This is a genomic window from Kitasatospora sp. NPDC001119 (genome assembly GCF_053598475.1).
In genome coordinates, this window is record NZ_JBSFKI010000027.1 from 47,935 (window position 1) to 71,258 (window position 23,324).

General features: G+C 74.3%; 22 protein-coding genes and 1 CRISPR repeat array (1 of these 23 running past the window's edge). Of the genes, 16 read left to right on the plus strand and 6 right to left on the minus strand.

Annotated elements, in window-relative coordinates; translation table 11 throughout:
• Positions 1–27: 27 nt before the first annotated feature.
• The 3 genes from ACWDD9_RS29550 to ACWDD9_RS29560 form a co-directional block, all read right to left on the minus strand.
• On the minus strand, positions 28–957 hold the full coding sequence (locus ACWDD9_RS29550) for an aegerolysin family protein (RefSeq protein ID WP_074005251.1): 930 nt from the start codon (positions 955–957) through the stop codon (positions 28–30).
• A gap of 121 nt (positions 958–1,078) precedes the next feature.
• A complete protein-coding gene (locus ACWDD9_RS29555) occupies positions 1,079–1,399 on the minus strand; it encodes a hypothetical protein (RefSeq protein WP_117486900.1) in 321 nt (106 codons plus the stop codon).
• 227 nt (positions 1,400–1,626) lie between these two features.
• Positions 1,627–2,637 (minus strand): FAD-dependent oxidoreductase, encoded by a 1,011-nt coding sequence (locus ACWDD9_RS29560; RefSeq protein WP_449813239.1) that lies wholly within the window; start codon positions 2,635–2,637, stop codon positions 1,627–1,629.
• A gap of 126 nt (positions 2,638–2,763) precedes the next feature.
• On the opposite strand from ACWDD9_RS29560, the gene ACWDD9_RS29565 reads away from it, so the two are divergent.
• Positions 2,764–3,672, plus strand: coding sequence for a LysR family transcriptional regulator (locus ACWDD9_RS29565; RefSeq protein ID WP_449813240.1), 909 nt, complete (start codon positions 2,764–2,766; stop codon positions 3,670–3,672).
• Positions 3,673–3,770: 98 nt separating this feature from the next.
• Here ACWDD9_RS29565 and ACWDD9_RS29570 read toward each other — a convergent pair whose 3' ends face one another.
• On the minus strand, positions 3,771–4,256 hold the full coding sequence (locus ACWDD9_RS29570; RefSeq protein ID WP_049656984.1) for a cysteine/serine endopeptidase inhibitor: 486 nt from the start codon (positions 4,254–4,256) through the stop codon (positions 3,771–3,773).
• A gap of 260 nt (positions 4,257–4,516) precedes the next feature.
• On the opposite strand from ACWDD9_RS29570, the gene ACWDD9_RS29575 reads away from it, so the two are divergent.
• From ACWDD9_RS29575 to ACWDD9_RS29620, 10 genes are all read left to right on the plus strand, one after another.
• Positions 4,517–4,708: a hypothetical protein gene (locus tag ACWDD9_RS29575; protein ID WP_049656983.1), complete on the plus strand. Its 192-nt coding sequence runs from the start codon at positions 4,517–4,519 to the stop codon at positions 4,706–4,708.
• Positions 4,709–5,263: 555 nt separating this feature from the next.
• Positions 5,264–6,265 (plus strand): TauD/TfdA dioxygenase family protein, encoded by a 1,002-nt coding sequence (locus tag ACWDD9_RS29580; protein WP_449813241.1) that lies wholly within the window; start codon positions 5,264–5,266, stop codon positions 6,263–6,265.
• A 38-nt stretch (positions 6,266–6,303) separates the two neighbouring features.
• Complete coding sequence (locus tag ACWDD9_RS29585) at positions 6,304–7,542, plus strand: ROK family protein (RefSeq protein WP_449813242.1); 1,239 nt, start codon at positions 6,304–6,306, stop codon at positions 7,540–7,542.
• A 78-nt stretch (positions 7,543–7,620) separates the two neighbouring features.
• Complete coding sequence (locus ACWDD9_RS29590) at positions 7,621–9,207, plus strand: ABC transporter substrate-binding protein (RefSeq protein WP_449813243.1); 1,587 nt, start codon at positions 7,621–7,623, stop codon at positions 9,205–9,207.
• Between the two features lie 20 nt (positions 9,208–9,227).
• Positions 9,228–10,172 (plus strand): ABC transporter permease, encoded by a 945-nt coding sequence (locus tag ACWDD9_RS29595; protein WP_449813244.1) that lies wholly within the window; start codon positions 9,228–9,230, stop codon positions 10,170–10,172.
• 4 nt (positions 10,173–10,176) lie between these two features.
• Positions 10,177–11,025: an ABC transporter permease gene (locus tag ACWDD9_RS29600; protein ID WP_449813245.1), complete on the plus strand. Its 849-nt coding sequence runs from the start codon at positions 10,177–10,179 to the stop codon at positions 11,023–11,025.
• Positions 11,022–12,632 (plus strand): dipeptide ABC transporter ATP-binding protein, encoded by a 1,611-nt coding sequence (locus ACWDD9_RS29605; RefSeq protein WP_449813246.1) that lies wholly within the window; start codon positions 11,022–11,024, stop codon positions 12,630–12,632. The genes ACWDD9_RS29600 and ACWDD9_RS29605 overlap by 4 nt, the downstream gene beginning before the upstream one ends.
• Before the next feature lie 50 nt (positions 12,633–12,682).
• Positions 12,683–15,100: an arylsulfatase gene (locus ACWDD9_RS29610; RefSeq protein ID WP_449813247.1), complete on the plus strand. Its 2,418-nt coding sequence runs from the start codon at positions 12,683–12,685 to the stop codon at positions 15,098–15,100.
• Between the two features lie 205 nt (positions 15,101–15,305).
• Positions 15,306–15,959 (plus strand): 4'-phosphopantetheinyl transferase family protein, encoded by a 654-nt coding sequence (locus tag ACWDD9_RS29615; protein WP_388047027.1) that lies wholly within the window; start codon positions 15,306–15,308, stop codon positions 15,957–15,959.
• 64 nt (positions 15,960–16,023) lie between these two features.
• Positions 16,024–16,407, plus strand: coding sequence for a barstar family protein (locus ACWDD9_RS29620; RefSeq protein WP_380777709.1), 384 nt, complete (start codon positions 16,024–16,026; stop codon positions 16,405–16,407).
• Positions 16,408–16,458: 51 nt separating this feature from the next.
• Here the strand turns inward: ACWDD9_RS29620 and ACWDD9_RS29625 are convergent, their stop codons facing one another.
• Complete coding sequence (locus ACWDD9_RS29625) at positions 16,459–17,307, minus strand: polysaccharide deacetylase family protein (protein WP_449813248.1); 849 nt, start codon at positions 17,305–17,307, stop codon at positions 16,459–16,461.
• 307 nt (positions 17,308–17,614) lie between these two features.
• On the opposite strand from ACWDD9_RS29625, the gene ACWDD9_RS29630 reads away from it, so the two are divergent.
• Both ACWDD9_RS29630 and ACWDD9_RS29635 read left to right on the plus strand, forming a co-directional pair.
• Entirely contained in the window at positions 17,615–19,252 is a 1,638-nt protein-coding gene (locus ACWDD9_RS29630) for a CehA/McbA family metallohydrolase (protein ID WP_449813249.1), read from the plus strand.
• 220 nt (positions 19,253–19,472) lie between these two features.
• Positions 19,473–19,976, plus strand: a complete 504-nt coding sequence (locus ACWDD9_RS29635) for a hypothetical protein (RefSeq protein ID WP_049652015.1) — start codon at positions 19,473–19,475, stop codon at positions 19,974–19,976.
• A gap of 21 nt (positions 19,977–19,997) precedes the next feature.
• Here the strand turns inward: ACWDD9_RS29635 and ACWDD9_RS29640 are convergent, their stop codons facing one another.
• Complete coding sequence (locus ACWDD9_RS29640) at positions 19,998–20,456, minus strand: DinB family protein (RefSeq protein WP_449813286.1); 459 nt, start codon at positions 20,454–20,456, stop codon at positions 19,998–20,000.
• Positions 20,457–20,709: 253 nt separating this feature from the next.
• On the opposite strand from ACWDD9_RS29640, the gene ACWDD9_RS29645 reads away from it, so the two are divergent.
• The 3 genes from ACWDD9_RS29645 (at position 20,710) to ACWDD9_RS29655 (ending at position 23,149) form a co-directional block, all read left to right on the plus strand.
• Complete coding sequence (locus ACWDD9_RS29645; protein ID WP_449813250.1) at positions 20,710–21,300, plus strand: carboxymuconolactone decarboxylase family protein; 591 nt, start codon at positions 20,710–20,712, stop codon at positions 21,298–21,300.
• Complete coding sequence (locus tag ACWDD9_RS29650; RefSeq protein WP_449813251.1) at positions 21,297–22,163, plus strand: RNA polymerase sigma-70 factor; 867 nt, start codon at positions 21,297–21,299, stop codon at positions 22,161–22,163. The genes ACWDD9_RS29645 and ACWDD9_RS29650 overlap by 4 nt, the downstream gene beginning before the upstream one ends.
• Positions 22,164–22,273: 110 nt before the next feature.
• On the plus strand, positions 22,274–23,149 hold the full coding sequence (locus ACWDD9_RS29655) for a class I SAM-dependent methyltransferase (RefSeq protein WP_234348398.1): 876 nt from the start codon (positions 22,274–22,276) through the stop codon (positions 23,147–23,149).
• 86 nt (positions 23,150–23,235) lie between these two features.
• A CRISPR array of direct repeats spans positions 23,236–23,324; the repeat unit is 29 nt; unit sequence GTTGCAAGCCCTCCAGGGCTGATCACGAC; it runs 392 nt beyond the window's last position.

A 23,324-nucleotide genomic window follows, 5' to 3' on the forward strand; every position in this document is an offset into this window, starting at 1 on the left:
ACCGGATCCCGCGTCAGGACTTCGGCGTCAGGACTTCGACAGGGTGAAGGAGACCGCGGCGTTGTCGCCGCTGCCGCCCTGCCAGGTGCACTTGTACCCGGCCGGCGCGTCGCAGCTGTAGCCGTTGCTGCCCCAGTACGGGTTGTTCCAGTGCACCTTGACCTGGTTCTGCTCCCCGGCCACGTTGAAGCTGACCTCACCCTCGGTGCCGGTCATCACGCCCTCGGACTCGCTCGCCCACTTCGCGGTGACACCGGGCTGGACCATCGACGGCGGCATCATGTTGTCGGACCAGATCCCCCACTGCAGGCTCGCGCCGGAGCGGGTGAGCAGCTTCCCCGAGTTGTTGGTCAGGTTGATGCTCGTGCTCCGGGAGGCGCTGGTCAGGCTGGGCATCTCCGCGGCGGCGGCCTTGGCCCGGCTGCGCCCGATGCTGAAGGTGACCGCGGTGTTGTCCCCGCTGCCGCCGCTCCGGGAACAGGTGTACCCGTCCGGGACGGAGCAGCTGTAGTCGTTGCTGCCCCAGTACGGGTTGTTCCAGTGCAGCTTGACCTCGCCGCCGTTGTCGAGCGTGTAGGTGATGTTGCCCTCGGTCCCGGTCGCGAACCCGCAGGACTCGCTCTGCCAGCTGGAGGACTTCGTGTTGGGGATGTAGTCGGACGGCAGCATGTCGTTCGTCCAGCAGCCGTGGTCGAGCTTGTCCCACGTCTTGGTCAGGCCGGACCCGCTGCCGTTGGAGAGCGTGACCTTCGTGGAACGGTCCGCGGCGACCAGCGGCACGTTCGCCGCCGCGCTCTCGGCGGCCGGGCGCTGCGCCGCCGAGGCCTGCGGCCCGTCCTGTCCGGCCGCGGCCTGCGCGGACGGGGCGAGGGCGACCGCTCCGGCCGCCATCAGCACGGCGGTGAGGGCGCCCGCGGCCGTGCGGCCCAGACCGGTCATGGAGGTCGTACGCTGCATGGGTCTACCAACTCTCTTCTCGGCTGGACGAGCGGACACGCGTCACGCTCGCCTTGGTCCCGTCCGGAGGGGGGCGCCGCGGCTGGGTGCCGGCGCCGGGTGACTCACTGGCTGTGGAGACTCACTGGATGTAGAGCTCCCAGGTCTCCACGCCGTTGTCCCAGATCTTCTCGATCCTCATCGCGATGGCGCTCCCGAGGCCGTACAGCACCCAGTACGCGGCCTCGGCGGCGAACTGCGAGTTGTACCGGCCGACCCAGTGCCAGATGTCGAGCGCCTGCGCCGACGCGCCTTCCTGGACGGCGGGCGCCGCGACGGGCGCCGGCGCGGCGTGCGCCGGGGCGGGGGAGGCCGCGGCGGCGTAGGCCTGGGCGGTACCGCCGACGAGAACCGCGGCCGCGAGAGCCGCGCTGAGCGAGGCCGCTCCGATTCGCCTGTTCATGACAAGTGTCCCTTCTGGGCGTTCCACGTGAACAGCCGGTCACCCGGGGCCGATCGGTCCCGCCCCGACCCGGCTGCGGGGTGCGGTGGCAGTCACAGACTGGCATCCGACCGCCACGCTCGGGCATCGTGGAAAACCGCGAACTTGGCACGGTGGGCGTCCGGCCGAAGGCCCCCGAGCGGCGCCGCGACGGCGCGCTCGGGGGCCGGTACGCACCCGTGGCGGGGTCAACTCGCCGCCGCGGCCGCCAGTTCGGCCGCGGCGTCGGCGCAGCCCCAGCTGAGCGTGACGCCGGCGCCCCCGTGGCCGTAGTTGTGGACGGTCCGGCCGTCCGGCTCCGCCTCGAGGCGGGGACCGCCGTGGCGGGCGGGCCGCAGGCCGACGACGTGGCCGAGGACGCGGGCCTCGCGCAGTGCGGGGATCCGGGCCGTGCAGCGGGCGAGGATGGCCTCGGCGGTGGCCGGATCGGCGACGGTGTTCCAGTCGTCCGGTTCGAAGGTGCCGCCGAGGACGACGTCGGTGCTGCGGGGGTGGATGTACGTGTAGCCGGCCGGGTCGTCCTGGATCCGGGTCGAGGTGGGCAGGCCGGGGTTGCGGACGAGGACGAGCTGGCCCCGGATCGGGTGCACGGCCGGGTCGTCGCAGAGCTGCCGGGCGCCGATCCCGGTGGCGTTGACGACCACGGGCGCCCAGGCGCGGGCCTGGTCGAGGGTGTCGAGGCGGCGGTGGACGATCCCGCCGCCGTTGTCGACGAACCGGCCGAGCAGCCAGGGCAGGTAGAGCGGCATCTCGACGGCGGGCGCGGTGAACGACCAGCCGTCCGCGCAGTCCGCCCCGCGTTCGGCGGCCGTCAGCCGGCGCAGGTCGGGGACGGCGTCGCCCCACCAGGGCTGGCCTGCCGACTGCCGCTCGTGCTCCAGCATGCGGGTGCTGCGCATCGAGACGCCGGGCACGCCCTCCTCGGCTTGGCGGGCGAACTCGGCGAAGGCCGTCGCGGACCAGTCCGCCACCCGGCCGCCGGTGCCGGTGGCGACCGGGAACCAGACGGCGGCCGCCACCGCCGAGGTCGTCGACAGCAGCCCGTCGGCCGTCACCACGACGACCCGAAGTCCCTTCTCCTGCAGGCGTATCGCCGTGGTGAGCCCGATGATCCCGCTCCCGACCACGACGACGTCCATCACGCCGTCCACCGTGCCGCCCGTCGCACCGTTCACCGTGCCGTCCGTCGTGCCGTCCATCGCGAACCCCTCCCTCGGAGGCCGCCCGCCGGGTGCCGGCGGCCCTCACCAGGAAAGCGGCTCGCGCCGGAAGCCGTCCAAGACCGGTTCTGTCCGGAAGCGATAAGCCGCCCTTATCATCGCCGGATGGATCTGCGGATGGATCTGCGGCGCATGCGCTACTTCTCGGTGCTGGCGGAGGAGTTGAACTTCACCCGGGCCGCCCGCCGGCTGCACGTGGCGCAGCCCGCGCTGAGCCAGCAGGTCAAGGCGCTGGAGCGGCAGCTGGGCGTGGAGCTGGTCGAGCGCACCAGCAAGGGCTGCGCGCTGACCCCGGTCGGGCGCGCGGTCGCCGAGGAGGCCCGGCGGGTGCTGCGGGAGGTGGCGGCGGCCGAGGAACGGGTCGCGGCGGTGGTCCAGGGGCGGGAGGGACGGCTGCGGGTGGCGTACACCCGCTCCGCCCGGGGCGGGGTCTGCGATGCCCTGGTGACGGAGTTCCGCAACCGCTACCCGCGGCTGGACGTCGCCCTGCAGACCGGCTGGACCTCGCACAACGTCGCCGAGCTGCTCGCCGGGCGGCTGGACGCGGCGTTCGTCCGGCCGCCGCTGGACGTCCCCGGGCTCGACTGCCGGATCGTCGCCGAGGAGGAGCTGCTGCTCGCCGTGCCGGCCGGCCATCCGCTCGCCCGCACCCGGGCCCGGATCGGCCGGCACCGGATCGCGGACGAGCCGGTGGTGCTCTGGCCGCGCCAGAACGGGCCCGGGATGCACGCGCTGATCACCGGGCAGCTCTGGCCGGGCCGGTCGCCGCGGATCGTGCGGGAGGAGCCGGACGACGAGCAGCTCCTGCTGGCGGTGGCGGCGGGGTACGGCATCGCGCCCATCCCCGAGGGCCGGGCCCGGGTGTTCCGGATACCCGGCGTCTGCCTGCGCCGGCTGACGGCCCCGGTGCCGACCGTCACGCTGGGGCTGGCCCACGATCCGCGGACGGCTCCCCCGGCCGTCCAGCTGCTGCTGGCGATGGCCCTGCGGCTCGCGGGGTCCGCGGGCGCCTGACCGGACGCGGGAGGACGACCGGACGCGGAGAGACCGTGCCCGCCCCCGTCATGCCGCGGGGGCGGGCACGGCCGTCGGGGGCCGGCGTCGGGGCCGGCTCAGCCGATGGTGGAGCCGGTGACCGGGGCGGAGAGCTCGACGGTCTCGCCCTTGAGCCCGGTCTTGACGAACTGCCAGCTCAGGCCGGTGATGACGCCCTTGTCCAGCGGGGCCAGCTTGGCGAAGGCGGGCTGGCTGAGGTCGATGTGGGTGGAGTCGCAGGAGGGACACTGGTCCTTCACCGGGACGGTGACGGTCTTGCCCTGGTAGGTCACCTTGACCGAAATGCCCTTGCAGACCGGGTCGTTGTTCGGGTTGGCGGTGGTCCACCAGGTGTGCGAGACGGCGACCAGCATCTGGGTGGAGGCGTTGATCTGGGTGCCGCAGGCGCCGTAGCCGGCGTCGGTGTAGTAGGTGGCCTTGCCGGTCATGGGCTGGTTGATCGGTATCGCCGCGCTGGCGGAGCCGGCCGTGAGGGCAATCAGGGCGGCCGCGGCGAGCGGGGCGCCCGCGAGGATCCTGAGGTTCTTGCCGATGGCGCGCATGGTTCGTTCCCTTCGGTTGCGGTGAAGGTCATGAGCATGACAGGCAGAAGTCGGCACATTCGTACGGAAGTTCACCGACCGAACGCCTTTGTGGAGGAAACGTATGCGCCTGACCGCAAGGTGGTCCAGACCTCCGCGATGTTGGCATGAACACAAGGCAAGAATCTTTACCAATGCGGCCGAAGGGGCGAAGATGCGTGACCGCCCTGCCACGGAGGGTGTTGACAGGCCGTCACCCGAGCCCCCGGAGGCCTCCTCAGATGCGCACCTCGCTCGTCGCCCTGCTCCTCGGCAGCGTCCTGCTCCCGACCACCGCCCCCGTCACCGCCGGCGCCGCGCCGCGCGAGGTGAACCAGGGCTACAGCATCCCGGTCGCCGGCGTGACCGACCTCGGCGCGCTGCCCGTCCTCGCGAGTCTCGGGCTGGACTTCGCCCGCCTGCTCGGGCAGTAGCGACCGCACCGCCGTCACCGAACGTCACAGCCGCACCGGTATCCGGGCAGGCGTCGGCCCCGAGGCGGGAACCGCCCGCGCCGGCCCGGATTACTTCCGCTCCGAAAATTAGTAACCCCACCCCCGGGCCACAAGCCCGAACCCCCGCCCGCAGTGCGCCCGCCATCCCCCCGTCATCCGCCGCAACACCCGGCAAACGGCCGCAAGCCGCCGCAACGAAGCGGCAACGCCCTTTCCCACCAGCCAAGATGACGATTGACAGGGGCCCGGGCGGTTCAGCACGATGAGGCCCGAGCCCATCCGCAGCGACCAGGAAGGAGGGCCGATGGCCACCGTCGTCCGCCCCGTCCCCCGCCGCTGCCCGCGCCGCTGTTGTCGCGGTGCCCTCGCCCGCTGACGTCCGCCGAAGCGGACCGTCGCGCCCCCCGTACGCCCGCTGCCCGCCGTGCGGAGCCGTACACCCACCGCCGCCTGACGCCGCTCCGCGCACCCGCCATTCGTCACGCTGCGTAGCCGTATCCACCGTCGCCACACCCGTCCCGAAAGGGCCCCGCCATGACCACCGCCCCCGCCGCGCCCGCCGCCCCCGCCGCACCGACCACCGCCGACGCCACCGCCCCGACCGCGCTCCGCCTCACCCCCGTCGCCGGCCGGATCGGCGCGCTCGTGCACGGCATACGCCTCGGCGGCGACCTCCCCGCCGGGACCGTCGCCGCCCTGGAGGCCGCCCTGTACGAGCACAAGGTGCTCTTCTTCCGCGGCCAGCAGCACCTGGACGACGCCGGGCAGGAGGCCTTCGCCCGGCTGCTCGGGCAGCCGGTCGGCCACCCCACCGTGCCCAGCGCGGACGGCCGCTACATCTTCGAGCTGGACGCGACCAAGGGCGTGCGCGCCAACAACTGGCACACCGACGTCACCTTCGTCCCGTCCTACCCCAAGGCCTCGATCCTGCGCTCCCTGGAGGTCCCGCCGGCCGGCGGCAGCACCGTCTGGGCCAACACCGCGGCCGCCTACCGGGACCTGCCCGCCCCGCTGAAGGCGCTCGCCGAGAGTCTGCGCGCCGTCCACACCAACGACTACGACTACGCCGCCCGGCTCGCCCTGCGCCCCGAGCTGGCGGACAACGCCGAGGTCGCCAGGCTGTTCCGGGACGTGTTCGTCTCCACCGCCTTCAGGACCGAGCACCCGGTGGTCCGGGTCCACCCGGTGACCGGTGAGAAGACCCTGCTGCTGGGCGCCTTCGCCCAGCGCGTCCAGGGCGTCTCGGGCGACGACAGCAAGGCCCTGATCGACCTCTTCCAGCGCTACGTGGAGCGCCTGGAGAACACCGTCCGCTGGGACTGGCAGGTCGGCGACGTGGCGATCTGGGACAACCGCGCCACCCAGCACTACGCGGTCGCCGACTACGGCGACGAGCCGCGCCTGGTGCGCCGGATCACCCTGGACGGCGACCTGCCGGTCGGCGTGGACGGCACCCCGAGCCGGCTGCTGGAGCCCGCCGACCCGCCGCGGGTGCCGGGCCTGGTGCCCGCCGAGGAGCTCGAAGCGGCCAACTGACCGGGGCCGCGAGGGACCACGGCAGAAGATCCGCGCCGATGACCACGTCCACCGCCCCGCGCGCCGGCGACGACCGCCGGGACGCCAACGCCTCCGCCGTCCTGCGCACGGTGCTCGACCACGGGCCGATCGCCCGCAGCCGGGTCGCCGCGCTCACCGGGCTCAGCGCCTCGGCCGTCTCCCGGCAGGCGGTGGACCTGGTCCGGCTCGGACTCCTGCACGAGCGGCCCGAGTTGGCGGCCGCCGGCGCCGGCACCCTGGGCCGCCCCCAGCTGCCGCTCGACCTCGACCCGGACCGCCTCGCCGTGGCCGGGCTGCACATCGGCCTGCCGTTCACCACCGTCGCGCTGCTCGACCTGCGCGGCCGGGTGCTGCGGCGCAAGGAGGTCCCGCACCGCGGCCGGACCGGCCCGGACCTGCTGCGGCCGCTGCTGGCCCGGCTGCCCCGGCTGATCGACACCCTGCGCGGCGACCGTACGGTGGTCGGCCTCGGCGCCGTCACCGGCGGCTCCGTCGACCCGGCGGCCGGGGTGGTCGTCAGGCACGATCCGCTGCGGTGGCGGGACCTGCCGCTGCGCGAGCAGCTGACGGCCGCCACCGGACTGCCCGTCCAGGTGGACAACCACGCCCGGGCGCTCACCCTGGCGGAGATCCTCTTCGGCCACCCGGCCGCCCGCCGCAGCATGGTGCAGCTGTTCGTCGGCCACGTGGTGGACGCGGCGCTGGCGGTCGCGGGCACCGTCCACCTGGGCCCGCCCTCGGCCACCGGCGACCTCGGCCACCTCCCGGTCTCCGGGACGGTCACCGACCCGGACGCGGACAGCCGGGAGCGCTGCCACTGCGGGCGGCTCGGCTGTCTCTCGGTGGCCGCCTCGGACACCGCGCTGTTCGCGGCGGCCGCCGCCGAGGGGGTCACCGCCGCACCGGACCGGGCCCAGCTGATCGCCGCCGTCCGGCGCGGCGACCCGACGGCCGGCCGGCTGGTCCGCAACCGGGCCCGGATCGTCGGCCGTGCGCTCGCCCTGCTCGCCGACGTCGTCAACCCCGACCTGGTGGTGCTGACCGAGACCTTCGCCCTCCTCGACCCGGCCCATCTCGACGTCGTCCGGGCCGAGTTCGCGCTCCGCTCGCACCTGCACCGGGACGCCGGCCTGCTGATCGCCCAGCCGCGCGGCCGGGACGTGCTCGCCGTGGCCGCCGGAGCGCCGGTGCTCGGCGAGCTGTACGCCCGGCCGGTCCACGCGCTCACCGCACCCCGCGCCGCCCACCGTCCCTAACCGCCCCCGATCACCCGCAGCCGCCCCCGACCCCGCGAAACCGCCCCGATCACCCGCAGCCGCCCCCGAAGGACCGCCATGACCGCGCTCCCCCGTCCCCCAGCCCCGAGCCGCCGCACCCTGCTGCGCGCGGGCCTCGCCGGCGCCGGACTGCTGACGCTCGCGGGCTGCCGCTCGGCCGTCGAGCACGCCCGGAACGCGGCCGGTGCCGTGGACGCCGACACCCCGCGCCGGGGCGGCGTGCTGACCGTCGCGACCGGCATCGACATCACCCCGAGCCTGCTCTTCGCCGTGAGCGCCAACACCCTCGTCCAGCGCCTCGCCTTCAACACCCTCACCCGGTACGACGACCGGCTCCGGCCGCAGCCCGAGCTCGCCACCGCCTGGGAGGTCTCGCCGGACGGCCTGAACGTGACCCTCAGGCTGCGCGAGGACGTGCTGTTCCACAGCGGCCGCCGGTTCACCGCCGACGACGTCGTCTTCGCCGTCCGGAACCTCCAGAACCCGGCCCGCTCCGCCCAGTTGAGGTCCACCGCCGCCGCCGTCACCGACTTCCGCAGGAACGGCGACTTCGAGCTGACGCTGGTGCTCGCCCACCCGGTGAGCAATCTCTTCGACCTCTTCGAGTTCATGATCGTCCCGGACCGGGAGAGCATCGAGGACGCCGTCACCGGCACCCGGCTGATCGGCACCGGCCCGTTCGCCCTCACCGGGCGCAAGCCCGGCTCCTCGCTCTCCTTCGCCCGCAACGAGCAGTACTGGAACCCCGGCCGCCCCCACCTCGACGGCGTGGAGATCCGGATCATCCCGCAGGCGGAGTCGCTGCTGTCCTCGCTCAGGACCGGCCAGACCCACCTCTCCTACAACGTCCGCGGCAAGGACGCCGCGACCCTGGTCGACGACCCGCGGTTCCGGATCAGGCAGTACGACACCGGCTCCGGCGCCCACTACATCGGCGTGGACGTCACCGCCGAGCACGTCCGCGACAAGCGCGTCCGCCAGGCCATCGCCTGGGCCGTCGACCGCGACCGGCTCGTCCAACAGGCCCTCGGCGGCTACGGCACCGTCTCCTCGGTGCCCTGGCCCAAGTCCTCCCCGGCCTACACCGAGGCCGGCGCCACCCACTACCGGCACGACCCGGAACGGGCCCGGGCGCTGCTCCGGGAGGCGGGCGCCGAGCACATCACCCTGCCCTTCGCCCACTCCAACGAGGCCGGGCCGACGGCCATCGCGCAGATCCTCCAGTACGACCTCCGGCAGGTCGGCATCGAGACGGTGCTCCAGCCCGCCGACTCGCCGACCATGCAGAAGCAGCTGATCTCCCAGTCCATGCCGGCCCTGTGGACACTCAGCCACGGCTTCGCCCAACTCCAGCCCGCCACCCTCGCGGTGAGCGCCTACCCCTTCAACGAGGCCAGGAACAGCTCCCGCTTCGCCTCCCCCGCCTACACCGACGTGGTGCAGCGCGCCTGGAACCGCAGCGACAGCGACAGCCCCGAGGCCAGGGCCCTCCACCAGCAGATCACCGACGTGCTGCTGGACGAGGAGTTCGTGATCGACCTCGCCATCGCCGGACTGGTCGAGGTCGCGGGCCGCCGGGCCCGGGGCGTCACGCTCAACAAGTTCGGCTACCTCAACCTCGACGACGCCTACCTCACGGCCTGAGCAGGACGGCCCGGAACCCCATGCGCACCTTCCTCCTGAAACGCCTCCCCAGCGGACTGCTCGTCCTCGCCCTCGCCTCCTTCCTGGTCTTCCTCATCCTCCGGCTGATCCCCGGCGACCCGGCCACCACGCTCGCCGGGCCGGACGCCTCCCCCGCCACCGTCGCCGCCATCCGCGGTCGACTCGGGCTCGACCAACCGCTGTTCGGCCAGTACGTCAGCTGGCTCGGCCACCTGCTGAGCGGCGACCTCGGGCCGAGCTACGCGATCGGCGGCCAGGTCTCCAACCTGATCGGCAACGGCCTCGGCGCCACCGTCCAACTCACCCTCGGCGCCCTGCTGCTGGTGGTGCTGATCGCGCTGCCGCTGGGCGTGGTCGGCGCCACCACCAGGCGCGGCCCGGTCGCCGCCGCCGTCCAGGCGGTCACCACCGGCGTGCTGGCGGTCCCGCCGTTCGTCACCGGCGTCCTGCTGGTCCTGCTGTTCGCCGTCTCCTTCGAACTGCTCCCGGCCGGCGGGCACGAGTCCCTGCTCGCCGAACCGGACCTGGCCGTCCAGTACCTGGCGATGCCCGCCCTCTGCCTGGCCCTGCCCAGCGCCGCCGTGCTGGCCCGCTACCTCAAGGACGGCATCGAACGCGCCCTCGCCGAGGACTACGTCCGCACCGCGACCGCGCTCGGCGTCTCCCGGCGGCGGATCGTCTGGCGGCACGCCCTGCCCAACGCACTGCCCTCCGCCGTCACCGTCCTCGGCCTCCAGACCGGCCACCTCGTCGCCGGGGCCGTCCTGGTGGAACGGATCTTCGCCTGGCCGGGCCTCGGCCAGCTGATCGAGCAGGGCGTGCTGCGCCGGGACTACCCGCTGGTGCAGGACCTGCTGCTGCTCGTGGTCGCGGTCTACGTGGCCGTCCAACTGCTCACCGACCTGGCCTACACCTGGCTCGACCCCCGGATCCGCTGGGAGTGACCCGATGACCACCACCGCCCTTCCCCTCAAGTCCGCCGCACCGCGCGGCCGTTACCGCTCCGCCCTGCTCAGCCCGCGCGGCCTGACCGGCCTCGTCCTGGTCGGCACCGTCGCCCTGGCCGGACTGCTCGCACCGCTGCTCACCGGCACCGACCCGAACGCCCAGAGCGCGCTCGCCCTGGCCGGCCCCGGCGCCGCGCACCCCTTCGGCACCGACGACCTCGGCCGCGACCTGTACAGCCGGGTGCTGCACGGCATCGGCACCGACCTCGCGCTGATCGTCACCGCCGTCCCGGTCGGCGCCCTGCTCGGCTGCTCCGCCGCCCTGCTCGCGGCCACCTCCCGGTGGGCCGACCTCGCCGTCCAGCGCACCTTCGACCTGCTGCTCGCCTTCCCCGGGCTCATCCTCGCCCTGGCCGTCACCGCCGTCCTCGGCCCGGGCCGCTGGCCGGTGGTGATCGTCATCGCGCTGGCCGAGATCCCCGGCTACGGACGGCAGTTGCGGGCCGGCATCCTCGTCCAGCGGGAGCGCGAGTACGCCCTGGCGGCCCGGGTCGGCGGCGCCTCCCGGGCCCGGGTGCTGCTGCGGCACGTACTGCCCAACGCCGTCGACCCGCTGATCGTGCAGACCGCCGTGGCGCTCTCGCTCGGCGTGTTCATCGAGGGCGCGATGAGCTTCCTCGGCCTCGGGGTCCGCCCGCCGGAGCCCACCCTGGGCAGCATCCTCAGCCAGTCCGTCGCCTACCTGGCCACCCACCCGACCTTCGCGGCCGCCCCGCTGGCCGCCACCACCGCGCTGGTGCTCGGCTTCACGCTGATCGCCGAGGCCCTGAACCGGGGGATCCGCCGATGACCACCGTGCTCCGCGTCACCGACCTCACCGTACGGTTCGGAGATTCCGACCCCCAGGGCACCACGGCCGCCGACGGCGTCTCCTTCGACCTCGGAGCGGGCGACACCCTGGGCATCGTCGGCGAGTCCGGCTCCGGCAAGTCCACCACCGCGCTGGCCCTGCTGCGGATGCTGCCGCCCGGCGGCCGGATCACCGCCGGCTCGGTCCACCTCGCCGGGCAGGACCTCGCCGCCCTCCCCGAGACCGCGCTGCGCGCCCTGCGCGGGCGGCGGATCGCCATGGTCTTCCAGGACCCGATGTCCTCGCTCAACCCCGTGCTCACCGTCGGCCGCCAGCTGGACGAGGCGCTGCGCGCCCACGGCGGCCCCCTGCGGAAGGCCGAACGGCGGGCCCGCGCCGCCGAGTTGCTCGACCTGGTCGGCATCCCCGACGCCGTCGGCCGGCTGCGCGACCACCCGCACCGGTTCTCCGGCGGCCAGCGCCAGCGCATCATGATCGCCCTCGCACTCGCCCACGACGCCGAGGTGCTGGTCGCCGACGAGCCGACCACCGCCCTCGACCCCACCGTCCAGCAGCAGATCCTGCGGCTGCTGACCCGGATCAACCGGGAGACCGGCACCGCCCTGGTGGTGATCAGCCACGACCTCGGGGTGATCGCCCGGACCTGCCGCCGGCTGCTGGTCATGCGGCACGGCCGGGTGGTCGAGCGCGGCACCACCGCCGAGGTCCTCGCCCGGCCCGAACACCCGTACACCCGGGAGCTGTTGGCCGCCGTACCGCGCCTGGAGGAGCCCTCCCGGGCGGCCGCCAACAGCACCCCGGGCACCCGGCCGCTGCTCACCGTCCGCGGCCTGACCAAGACGTACGGCTCCCGGCGGCGCGCCGTCACCGCGCTGCACGGCGTCGACCTCGACCTGCACCCCGGCGAGACGCTGGGCCTGGTCGGGGAGTCCGGCTCCGGCAAGTCCACCCTGGCCCGCGCCCTGGTCCAGGCACGCCCGCCGTCCGGCGGCAGCATCCGCTTCCGCGGCGAGGAACTCGGCCGCGGGGCACGGCGCGACAGGCCGCACCGCGAGGTCCAACTCGTCTTCCAGGACCCGTACTCCTCGCTCAACCCCCGGATGACCGCCGGGCAGATCATCGCCGAACCGCTGATCGCCCACCGCCTCGGCGACCGGGAGCAGCGCGCCGCCCGGGTCGCCGAACTGCTGGAGCAGGTCGGGCTGGACCCGGCCGTGGCCGACCGCCACCCGCGCGCCTTCTCCGGCGGCCAGCGCCAACGCATCGGCATCGCCCGGGCCCTGGCGCCCGAACCGAGCGTGCTGGTCTGCGACGAGCCGGTCTCCGCGCTGGACGTCTCGGTCCAGGCCCAGGTGATCGAGCTGCTCGCCCGGCTCCAGCGCGAACTCGGCCTGGCCGTCCTGTTCATCGCCCACGACCTGGCGGTGGTCCGCCGGGTCAGCCACCGGATCGCGGTGATGCACCGCGGCCGGATCGTCGAGACCGGCCCGGCCGACCGGGTCGTCACCGCGCCCGAACACCCCTACACCGCCGAGCTGTTGGCCGCCGTGCCGGGCCTGGAGCCCGCTCCGGCCGCCAGCCGCTGAGCCGGCGCCCGCTGAGCCGCCGCCCGCCCGAGCCACCCCCGGAGCACCGTATGAGCACCCCGCCCGACCCGCACCGCCGGCCGACGCCGCAGCCCGACCCGCACCGCCGCGACCCGTACGCGGGCTTCCCCGGCACCGTCGGCCGCACCTTCGCCGAGTCCGTCCCCGCCTGGCCGCGGCGGGTCCGCCCGCGCGAGGGCGCGCCCAACATCGTCGTCGTGCTGATCGACGACATGGGCTACAGCGACATCGGCCCGTTCGGCGCCGAGATCCCCACCCCCACCCTGGACCGCCTCGCCGCCACCGGCGTCCGGCTCGCCAACTACCACACCATGCCGCTCTGCTCCCCCGCCCGGGCGGCCCTGCTCACCGGCCTCAACCCGCACCGGGTCGGCTACTCCTTCGTCGCCAACGCCGACCCGGGCTTCCCCGGCTACGGCATGGAGGTCGCCGGGGACATCCCCACCCTGGCCGAACTGCTGCACGACGCCGGCTACGCCACCTACGCGGTCGGCAAGTGGCACCTCACCCGGGACTCCGCCTCCAACGCCGCCGACGACCGCGCCAACTGGCCGCTCCAGAAGGGCTTCGACCAGTACTACGGCGTCCTGGAGGGCCTGACCAGCCTCTTCCACCCGCACCAACTCGTCCGCGACAACAGCCCGCTGGACATCGACGAGTTCCCCGACGGCTACTACTACACCGACGACATCACCGACCAGGCCGTCAAGATGGTCACCTCACTGCGCGCCCACGACGCCGACAAGCCGTTCTTCCTCTACCTCGCCCACAACGCCGTGCACGGCCCGCTCCAGGCCAAGCCCGAGGACCTCGCCCGCCACCGCGGCCGCTACGACGGCGGCTGGGACGAGCTGCGCCGCACCCGCTTCGCCCGCCAGCTGGCCGCCGGACACTTCCCGCCCGGCACCGAGCTGCCCGAGCGCAACTCCGAGGCCGGGTACGAGGTCGGCCCGTGGGACGAACTCACCGACGTCCAGCAGAAGTTGTACGCCCGCTACATGGAGGTGTACGCGGCGATGGTCGACAACGTCGACCAGAACCTCGGCCGGCTCACCGACACCCTGGCCGCCCTCGGCGAACTCGACAACACCATCATCGTGTTCACCAGCGACAACGGCGGCACCGGCGAGGGCGGCGCCGAGGGCACCCGCAGCTACTTCAGCCGCTTCGTCCACCACCCGGACCTGCCGGCGGACTGGAACCCGGACGTCCGGCGCGAGATCGACCTGATCGGCGGCCCGCGGAGCCTGGTGCACTACCCGCGCGGCTGGGGCATGGCCTCCAACACCCCCTTCCGCCTCTACAAGGGCCAGACCTACGCGGGCGGCGTCCGCGTCCCCTTCGTGCTCTCCTGGCCGGCCGGCCTGCCCCGCGCCGAGGGCGACACCGGCGTCCGCACCCAGTACCAGTACGTCACCGACATCCTGCCCACCCTGCTCGAACTCGCGGGCGTGGAACGGCCGTCGGAGCGCCGGGGCCACCCCGTCCAGGAGCTCGACGGCACCGGCTTCACCTCCGTGCTGCGCGACGGCGCCGCGCCCGGCACCCACCACGAGCAGTACTGCGAGATGACCGGCAACCGCAGCTACTACCGCGACGGCTGGAAGCTGGTCACCCTGCACCGCCCGGGCACCCCGTACGACGACGGCGAGTGGGCGCTGTACGACCTGCGCACCGACCCCACCGAGATCCACGACGTCGCCGCCGAACATCCCGACCTGGTCAAGGAGTTGTCCGCCGCCTGGGAGGCCGCCGCCTGGCGCGACGGGGTCTTCCCGCTCGCCGACGGCAGCGGCGCCCTCGCCCTGCGCGGCCCCGAGGCCGAGCGGCTGCGCCGCCCCGTCACCCTGCTGGCCGGCACCCCCGAACTGGAACGCTACCGCTCCTCCCGGCTGATCGCCTTCCGCTCCTTCACCGTCGAGGCCGCGCTCGACGGCTACCGGCCGGGCGACCAGGGCGTCCTGGTCTCGCACGGTGACCAGGGCGGCGGCTACAGCCTCTACGTCGAGGACGGCCGGCTGCGCCTCGCCTACAACCAGTACGGCGACCTGCTGGAGGCCGACGGAGGCCCGCTGCCGGCCGGCGCCCGGCTGATCACCCTGGAGGCCACCGCCGTCGCCGACCTCAGATGGGAGTTCCGGCTGCTCGTGGAAGGCCTGCCGGTGGACGGCCTGCCGGTGGGCGACACCGGGGACGGCGCTGCCACCTGGGCGGAGCCCGCCCTGCTCGGCCCGGTCCACCAGCTGATCGGCATGGCCCCGTTCCAGGGCATCAGCATCGGCATCGACCGCAAGTCCCCGGTCTCCTGGCCGCTGTACGAGCGGCACCGCTCCTTCCGCTACACCGGCGCCCTGCACTCCGTCACCTACCGGCCCGGCGAGCCCGCGCCGTACGACCCGGAGACGGTGGCCCGGGCGCTGCGCGAGGCGGCGGCCGCCTTCGAGTAGCCGGGCCCAAGCCGGGCCGGACCGGGCCCAAACCGGGCCGGACCGGACTCGGACCGGCCCCGGACCGGACTCGGACCGACCGGTCCGCGCCAGTCGGGCCGGGCCGGTCGGCCATGATCCCCGATCACCCGCCAAGATCCCCCCACCCGGGTTACCCTCGTCCCGCGCGGCAGCCCGGCCGCGCGGCCGACCGAGGGGGGAACGGATGATCGGGGACCTGCTGCCGGACGTCGTGGTGACCGAGGTGGCCTACGAGGACCCGCCGGAGGCCCGGCTGGAGCCCGAGGAGGAGCCCGCCGTCGCCCGCGCCGTCGACAAGCGGCGCCGCGAGTTCACCACCGTCCGGCACTGCGCCCGGGCCGCCCTCGCCCGGCTCGGCGTCCCGTACCGCCCGCTCGTCCCGGGCCTGCGCGGCGCGCCGAGCTGGCCGGACGGCGTGGTCGGCAGCCTCACCCACTGCGACGGCTTCCGCGCGGCGGCCGTGGCCCGGGCCGGCACCCTCGCCTCCGTCGGCATCGACGCCGAGCCCGCGCTGCCGCTGCCGGAGGGCGTCCAGGAGGCCGTCGCGCTGCCGGTCGAGCGGCAGCGGCTCGCCAAACTGGCCGCCGAGCACCCGGACGTCCCGTGGGACCGCATCCTGTTCAGCGCCAAGGAGTCGGTGTACAAGGCCTGGTTCCCGCTGACGCAGGTCTTCCTGGACTTCGAGGAGGCCGAACTGGACCTCTCCCCCGACGGCACCTTCACCGCCCGGCTGCTCGTCCCGGGCCCGGTGGTCAACGGCCGCCGGCTCGACGGCTTCGACGGCCGCTGGGCGGTCCGGGACGGGCTGCTCGCCACCGCGATCGCCGTCGCCCCCTGACCGGCGACCAGGCCCCGGGCCGTCACCGACCGGCCCTCGACCGGGGCGGCATATCCTCGACCCCGTGACGGTGACCTATGTGATCGACGGCGACGAGATCAAGACCCTGGAGGACTTCTGGGACGTGGTCGGGCGGACCATCGGCGTGGACGGCTACTTCGGCCGCAACCTCGACGCCTTCGCCGACTGCCTGCGCGGCGGCTACGGCACCCCCGAGGACGGCGACTGGGTCATCGAGTGGCGCCACCACGAGGTCTCCCGCCGCAACCTCGGCTACCCGGAGACGGTCCGGCAGCTGGAGCTGCGGCTGGCGCGCGCCCACCCGACCAACCGCGCGCGGATCACCGCCCAGCTGGACGCCGCCCGGGCGGGCAGGGGGCCGACGGTCTTCGACTGGCTGGTCCGGATCATCGAGGAGGAGCACCCGGGCGGCCTGCGCCTGGCCTGACCGCCCTTCACCCCGCCTGACCGCCCCGGGGCCCCGTCTCCGGACGTTCCGCTACAGCACGTCCGAGAGCCGGACGAAGCGCCGCCCCGCCGCCAGCAGCCCCGGCACCGCCGCCGCCACCCCGGGGGCGGTGCCGCCGCCCGGGCGGTTCATGTGCCCGATCACGATCGCGCCGGGCGGGGCGGAGGCGACCTCCCGCCGCACCTCGGCGGACCGGAGCGTCGCCCCGTCGTCCCCGTTGACGGTGAATCCGGCCACCCGCTGGCCCAGGTCGGCGACCACCCGGGTGGCGACGTCGTCGTAGTGCGCGGTGCCGGAGCGGAAGAACCGGGGCGGGTGCCCGAGCAGCCCGGTGAGCTTCTCGGCGTTGCCCGCCACCTCGTCGTACACCTCGCCGACGCCGCGCGTGCCGGCGATGCCGTAGGCGGAGCGGCCGGTCACCGAGAGCGGACGGTGGACGGTGCCGTGGTTGCCGATCTCGAACAGCGGGTCGGCGGCGAGCTGCTCGAACTCGTCCGGGTTGGCGTCGATCCAGCGGGCGTTCAGGAAGAGCGTGGCCGGCACCCCGTGCGCCCGCAGGGCGTCGATCAGGTCGGCGTCGTAGCCGCTGCCGCCGGGGCCGCCGCAGGCGTCGAAGGTGAGCGCCATGGCGCTCTCGCCCTCCGGCAGCTCGGTGATCACCCCGGACACGTCCAGCCCCCACTCGGCCGGGGCCAGCGCGCCGTACCGCTCGACCACCTCGGCCCGGGTCGCCGGGTGCGGGGGCTGCTTCGCGGGGTCCGGCGCGGGTGTCGGCGCGAGGGCCTCGGTGGGCCCGCCGGACGGCGTCGCGAGCGGTTCGGCGGACGGCTCGGTGGACGGTGGCGCCGAGGCCGAGGGCGAGGCCGGACCGGTGCCCACCGCCCTGCTCCGGCACCCCGCCAGCGCTCCTCCGGCCACCCCCATGAGCAGCGCCCGCCGACTCACCGACACGCCCGTCTCCCATCCGCGCCATGTCTCGCACAAGCCATGCCTCATACAACCCGATGGCATGTAAACCGATGACATGACTATGAACCGACCATTCGTCACTCCCCGCAACTCGCCCCCGCCCCCGCCCGGCGCCTCTTCACCGACCCGCCCCGCCGCCGTGGGCCACGACTCACCCCCGGTTCACCCGCCCGGGTAAGCCCGCGAGCGACCCGCCCGCCCCGATCCGGAGACCTCGATGCCGACCGAGCCCAGCACCCCGTGCCCGAACCGACCCGCCGACCAACCGGCCGACCAGCCGACCCACCCGCCGACTCCACAGCCCGCCCGCCGCGACCTGCTCCGCACCGGCCTCGCCACCGGCGCCGCCACCGCGCTCGGCCTCGCCGCCGCCACCGGCCGGGCGGACGCCGCCCCCGCCGACGGCCCCGCCGCCACACCCCCCGACCGCACCCTCACCCTCACCGGCCACCTGCCCACCGGCTCCCCCGACTTCGTCTACCTCCCGGTCGAGGTCCCCGAGGGCGTCCGCGAGATCGCCGTCTCCTACGGCTACGACAAGCCGCCCGTCCCGGCCGGCACCCCCGGCAACTCCTGCGACATCGGCATCTTCGACGAGCGCGGCACCGACCTCGGCGGCCCCGGCTTCCGCGGCTGGTCCGGCGGCTTCCGCACCGAGTTCAGCCTCTCCCGCGCCGCCGCGACCCCCGGCTACCTCCCCGGCCCGGTCAACCCCGGCACCTGGCACGTCGTCCTCGGCCCCTACCAGGTCGCCCCGCAGGGCCTGGAGTACCACGTCGAGGTCACCCTCCGCTTCGGCGCCCCCGGGCCGCGGTTCACCCCGCAGTACCCGGCGGAGCGGGCCCGCGGCCGCGGCCGCGCCTGGTACCGGGGCGACTGCCACCTGCACACCGTCCACTCCGACGGGCGGCGCAAGCCGGAGGAGGTGGCCGCCGGGGCCCGCGCGGCCGGCCTGGACTTCATCGTCTCCACCGACCACAACACCAGCTCCTCGCACGCCGCCTGGGGCCCGCTGGCCGGCCCCGACCTGCTGATCCTGCCGGGCGAGGAGATCACCACCCGCAACGGCCACTGGCTGGCCCTCGGCCTGGAGCCCGGCCAGTTCGTCGACTGGCGCTACCGCTCCCGCGACGAGGAGTTCCCGCGCTTCGTCCGCCAGGTCCACCGGTCCGGCGGCCTGGTGGTGCCCGCGCACCCGTACTGCCCGTACGTCGCCTGCCAGTGGAAGTTCGGCTACGAGCAGGCCGACGGCGTCGAGGTGTGGAACGGCCCCTGGACGTACGACGACGAGTCGGCGGTGGACACCTGGGACGGCCGGCTCGCCGTCGCCCTGCGCGAGGGCCGCTCCTGGCTGCCCGCCCTGGGCAACAGCGACGCGCACAGCGAGCCGCAGGCCATCGGCTCCCCGCACAACGTCGTCCTGGCCGAGGACCTCACCCGGGACGCGATCCTCGACGGGCTGCGCGCCGGGCGCAGCTGGCTGGCCGAGTCCTCCGCCGTCACGCTGGACCTCACCGTCACCGGGCACGGCCGCCGGGCGGGCATCGGCGAGGAGCTGACCGTCCCGGCCGACGCCCCGCTGGACGTCCGGCTCACCGTCTCCGGCGTGCCCGGCGGGACGGTCCGCCTGCTCACCGACGAGGGCCAGATGCACCAGGAGTCGCTGCCCGCCGACGGCTCCGGCACCGTGATCTGGCGCACCACCGCCTCGCTCGCCGCCTACGTCCGGGCCGAGGTGCGCCACCCGAAGGCGGACGGCACCCCCGGCAGGGGCAACTCGATGGGCCCGGACCTGCCCTGGGGCCCGATGGCGGCGCTCACCAACCCGATCGTGCTGCGCACCGAAGCGGGCTGACCACCCCGGCCGGCCCCGCCGACCGACCACTCCGACCCGCCCAGGAAGCGGGCTGGGGACGACTCGGACCACCCGTTTGGACTAGGTTGATCCCCGAAACGCATCAGTCGTAGGGACGAGGCGGTCGGATGTCCGGATATGGGCCGACCAGCCCCTTCGCACTCCGACCGCCCCGCCCCGGCTACCCGACCGTCCCCGGCCCGCGAAGGGATCAGCAGCTGTGAACCGTACGACCGTAGGTGGGCCGGAGCTCGGGGGCGGCGGGGGCGCCGGGGGCGTCCTCGTCCTCGTCGACCCGGCCGGGGCCGGGAACAGCCCGGTCGCGGAGCTGCTCGCCCGGGAACTGAACCCGAGCGTCCACCTGCGGACGGACGACTTCCTGCGGGTCATACGCAGCGGCCAGCTCCCGCCCCACCTGCCCGAGGCCGGGCGCCAGAACGCCACCGCCCTCGCGGCCGCCGCCCAGGCCGCCTTCGCCTACGCCACCCGCGGCTACCAGGTCGTGGTGGAGGCCCCCGCCGCCCCGGCCGCCCTCGACACCTTCCGCCGCGAGAGCCGCGCCACCGGCGCCGCCCTCCACTACGTCGTCCTCCACCCCGGCCCGGCGCCCGAGGACACCGTCCACACCGCCCACACCCTCGACACCGCGGCCCTCACCCCCGAGGCCGCCACCGGCTCCGTCCTCACCGCCCTCACCCGGCGCACCCACCTGCTCGGCTGGTAGCCCGGTAGCTCCCCTCGGCGCTCAGGCGCCCACCGTGCCGTCGATCGCCTCCCGCAGGAAGTCCGCGTGCCCGTTGTGCCGGGCGTACTCGTGGATCAGGTGGAGCATCACCAGCCGCAGCGACACCTCGGCGTCCCACCGGGACTGGTAGCCGGTGACGTCGAGGGAGTCGGCGGCGAGCTCGATCCGGCGGGAGTGCTCGACCTCGGCCTGCCACGCGGCGAAGGCCTCGGCGCGGGTGGCGCCGGCGGGGTCGTAGGCGGCCTGGTAGTCGCCGTCCTCGGACCAGACCAGCGGCAGATCCTCACCGTCGATCACCCGGCGGAACCAGACCCGCTCGACCTCCGCCATGTGCCGGACCAGCCCGAGCAGGCTGAGCGTGGACGGCGGGCTGGAGCGCAGCCGCAGCTGCTCGTCGGTCAGGCCCTCGCACTTCAGGGCCAGGGTCGCCCGGTGGAAGTCGAGGAAGCCGCGCAGCATCTCGCGCTCACCGCCGGTCAGCGGCGGGGCGGGGCGGTCGTCGGGGACGGTCACGGTGGTCGGTCTCCTCGCGGTGGTCGGACTCCCGGCGGACTGTAGCGAACCGCCCGGCCGGTCCGAAACGCCTTTTCTCCCGGCCGCCCACCTGGCTGGCCGGCCGCTCGCCCGGCTTCGCCATCCGCTGTCACATCCGGGCGCCCTCCGGTGTCTTCATGTCCGGCAACCCGCCGAACCACCGAACCCGGAGGACACCATGGCACTGCGACTGCCGAAGGCCCAGCTGCCCGCCGAGCTGAGCGAGAACATGATCAGGACGTTCGGGACCGCCCTCGAACCCGTCGAGGCCGTCTGGCACAACCCCGCCGTCGCCACCGCGAACCTGGACTTCTCCCGCGGGATCGCCGAGTGGGACGCGCTCGACGAGGGCCTCAAGTCCTTCGCGCACATGGCGGTGGCCGCCCAGGTCGGCTGCGGCTGGTGCCTGGACGTCGGCTACTTCCAGGCCCGGAACCAGGGCCTGGACCCGGCCAAGGCGAGCCAGGTGCCGAACTGGCGGGCGGCGGAGGTGTTCACGACGCTGGAGCGCGAGGTGATGGCGTACGCCGAGGCCATGACGGTGACCCCACCGACCGTCACCGACGAGCAGTACGAACACCTGCTGGGCGAGCTCGGCCCGGCGGCCATGGTCGAACTCACCGCCTACGTCGCCTTCGTCAACATGGCCACCAGGAACAACACCGCGAACGGCGTCCGGTCGCAGGGCTTCTCCGACTCCTGCGGGATCCCGCTGGCCCGGCCCACCGTCACCGACACCTCCGTGCCGGCCGGAGTGAAGCCGGCATGACCGAGGACCCCTTCGTCGCCCACCGCAGCCTGCTCTTCACCGTCGCCTACGAGCTGCTCGGCTCCGCCGCCGACGCCGAGGACGTGCTGCAGGAGTCCTGGCTGCGGTGGGCCGGGGTCGACCGCGCCCAGGTGCACGACCCGCGCTCGTACCTCATCCGGATCGTCACCCGCCAGGGCCTCAACCGGCTGCGGACGCTCACCCGTCGACGCGAGCAGTACGTCGGCGAGTGGCTGCCGGAGCCGCTGCTCACCAGCCCCGACGTCGCCGAGGACGTCGAACTCGCGGAGAGCGTCTCGTTCGCGATGCTGACCGTGCTGGAGACGCTCGGGCCGACCGAGCGGGCCGTGTTCGTGCTGCGCGAGGTCTTCGAGCTGCCCTACGAGGAGATCGCCGAGGCCCTCGGCAAGACCCCGCCCACCGTCCGGCAGATCGCCCGGCGCGCCCGCGCGCACGTGGCGGCCCGCCGGCCCCGGGTACGGGTCAGCCGCTCCGAGCAACAACGGGTGGTGGAACGGTTCCTGGAGACCCTGCGCACCGGGCGGCTGCAGGACCTGATGGAGGTGCTGGCGCCGGACGTCGTCCTGATCGCCGACGGCGGCGGGATCGCGGCCGCCGTCCCGGCCCCCGTGCACGGGGCCGAGGCCGTGGCCGCGCTGCTCGCGCGCACCGGGCGGCTGCCGGTCCCGTTCGACACCACCACGGTGTGGCTCAACGGCGCCCCGGCCGGCCGGATCGACATCGGCGGCGAACCCTCGGTGGTGAGCCTCGCGGTGGAGAACGGCCGGGTCACCCGGGTCTACATCGTGCGCAACCCGCGGAAACTGACCCGCCTCGACACACCGGCCGACCTCACCCGGTAGCCTCTCCCCGTTCGCGTGGTGGTGCCCCGAGCCCGCTCGGAGCACCACCGCGCTCCCCACCGCTCCCTGGACGCTCCGCCATCACGTACCGTGTTCGGACCACCACAGGTTTGGGTACGTACCTCGGCGCGCCCGACGGCCGGGCGCCCACCGAGCAGGAGACCCAGCGGCCCATGGACCACAACCGCATCCCCCCGACCGTACGCCGGACGTACGGCGTCGACGACCTCAGCACCGCCCCGTCGTTCGCCGGAGGCTTCATCAACTTCGGCTACTGGCAAGGGATCGACCTCGCCGACCCGACCTCCGAAGACCGGGTGCGCAGCCAGGAGCAGATGTACCGGCGGGTGCTGCGGGAGTTCCCTGAGCCGCGGGAGCGGCTGCGGCTGGCGGAGGTGGGCTGCGGCCGGGGGCTGGGCGCCGCCCTCGCCCTGCGGGAGTTCCGGTTCGCGGGCGTGACGGGCGTGGACATCCACCCCGACCAGATCGAACGGGCCCGCGCCGTCAACGCGAGAGCCCTGGCAACGTACCCCGATCGGCTGGCGTACACCCTCGGCTCGGCGGACGAACTCCCCTTCTCCGACGGCTATCTGGACGGCGTCTTCTCCGTCGAGGCCGCCCAGCACTTCCGCGAACTGACCGGCTTCGCCCGCGAGTCCGCCCGCGTCCTGCGCCCCGGCGGCCGGCTCGTCGTCGCCACCTTCTTCACCGCCCCCGGCCCCGACGTCGCCGAACGCCTCAAGATCCTCCTCGCCAGCTTCGCCGACGGCCTCGACATCGCCCACCCCCTCGACGACTTCACCACCTCCCTCACCCGCACCGGCTTCACCGACATCACCACCGAATCCATCGGCGCCGACGTCTGGCCCGGCCTCGACCGCTACCTCACCGACGCCGTCCCCGCCGCCCACTGGACCCGCCACTTCCTCCCCGCCTGGCGCGACGGCCTCCTCGACTACCACGTCCTCACCGCCATCCGCATCTGACCGGCAGTGAGCGGCCCTGGACCTGTTACGGGCCCAGGGCCGACCGTGACGGCCGTCATGGTGGAGAACGTGCCGGAGTTCGCAACGTTGCAAGCCCTCCAGGGCTGATCACGACCTGCCGCGGGTGCACCTGGACCTACGTCCACGGCACGTTGCAAGCCCTCCAGGGCTGATC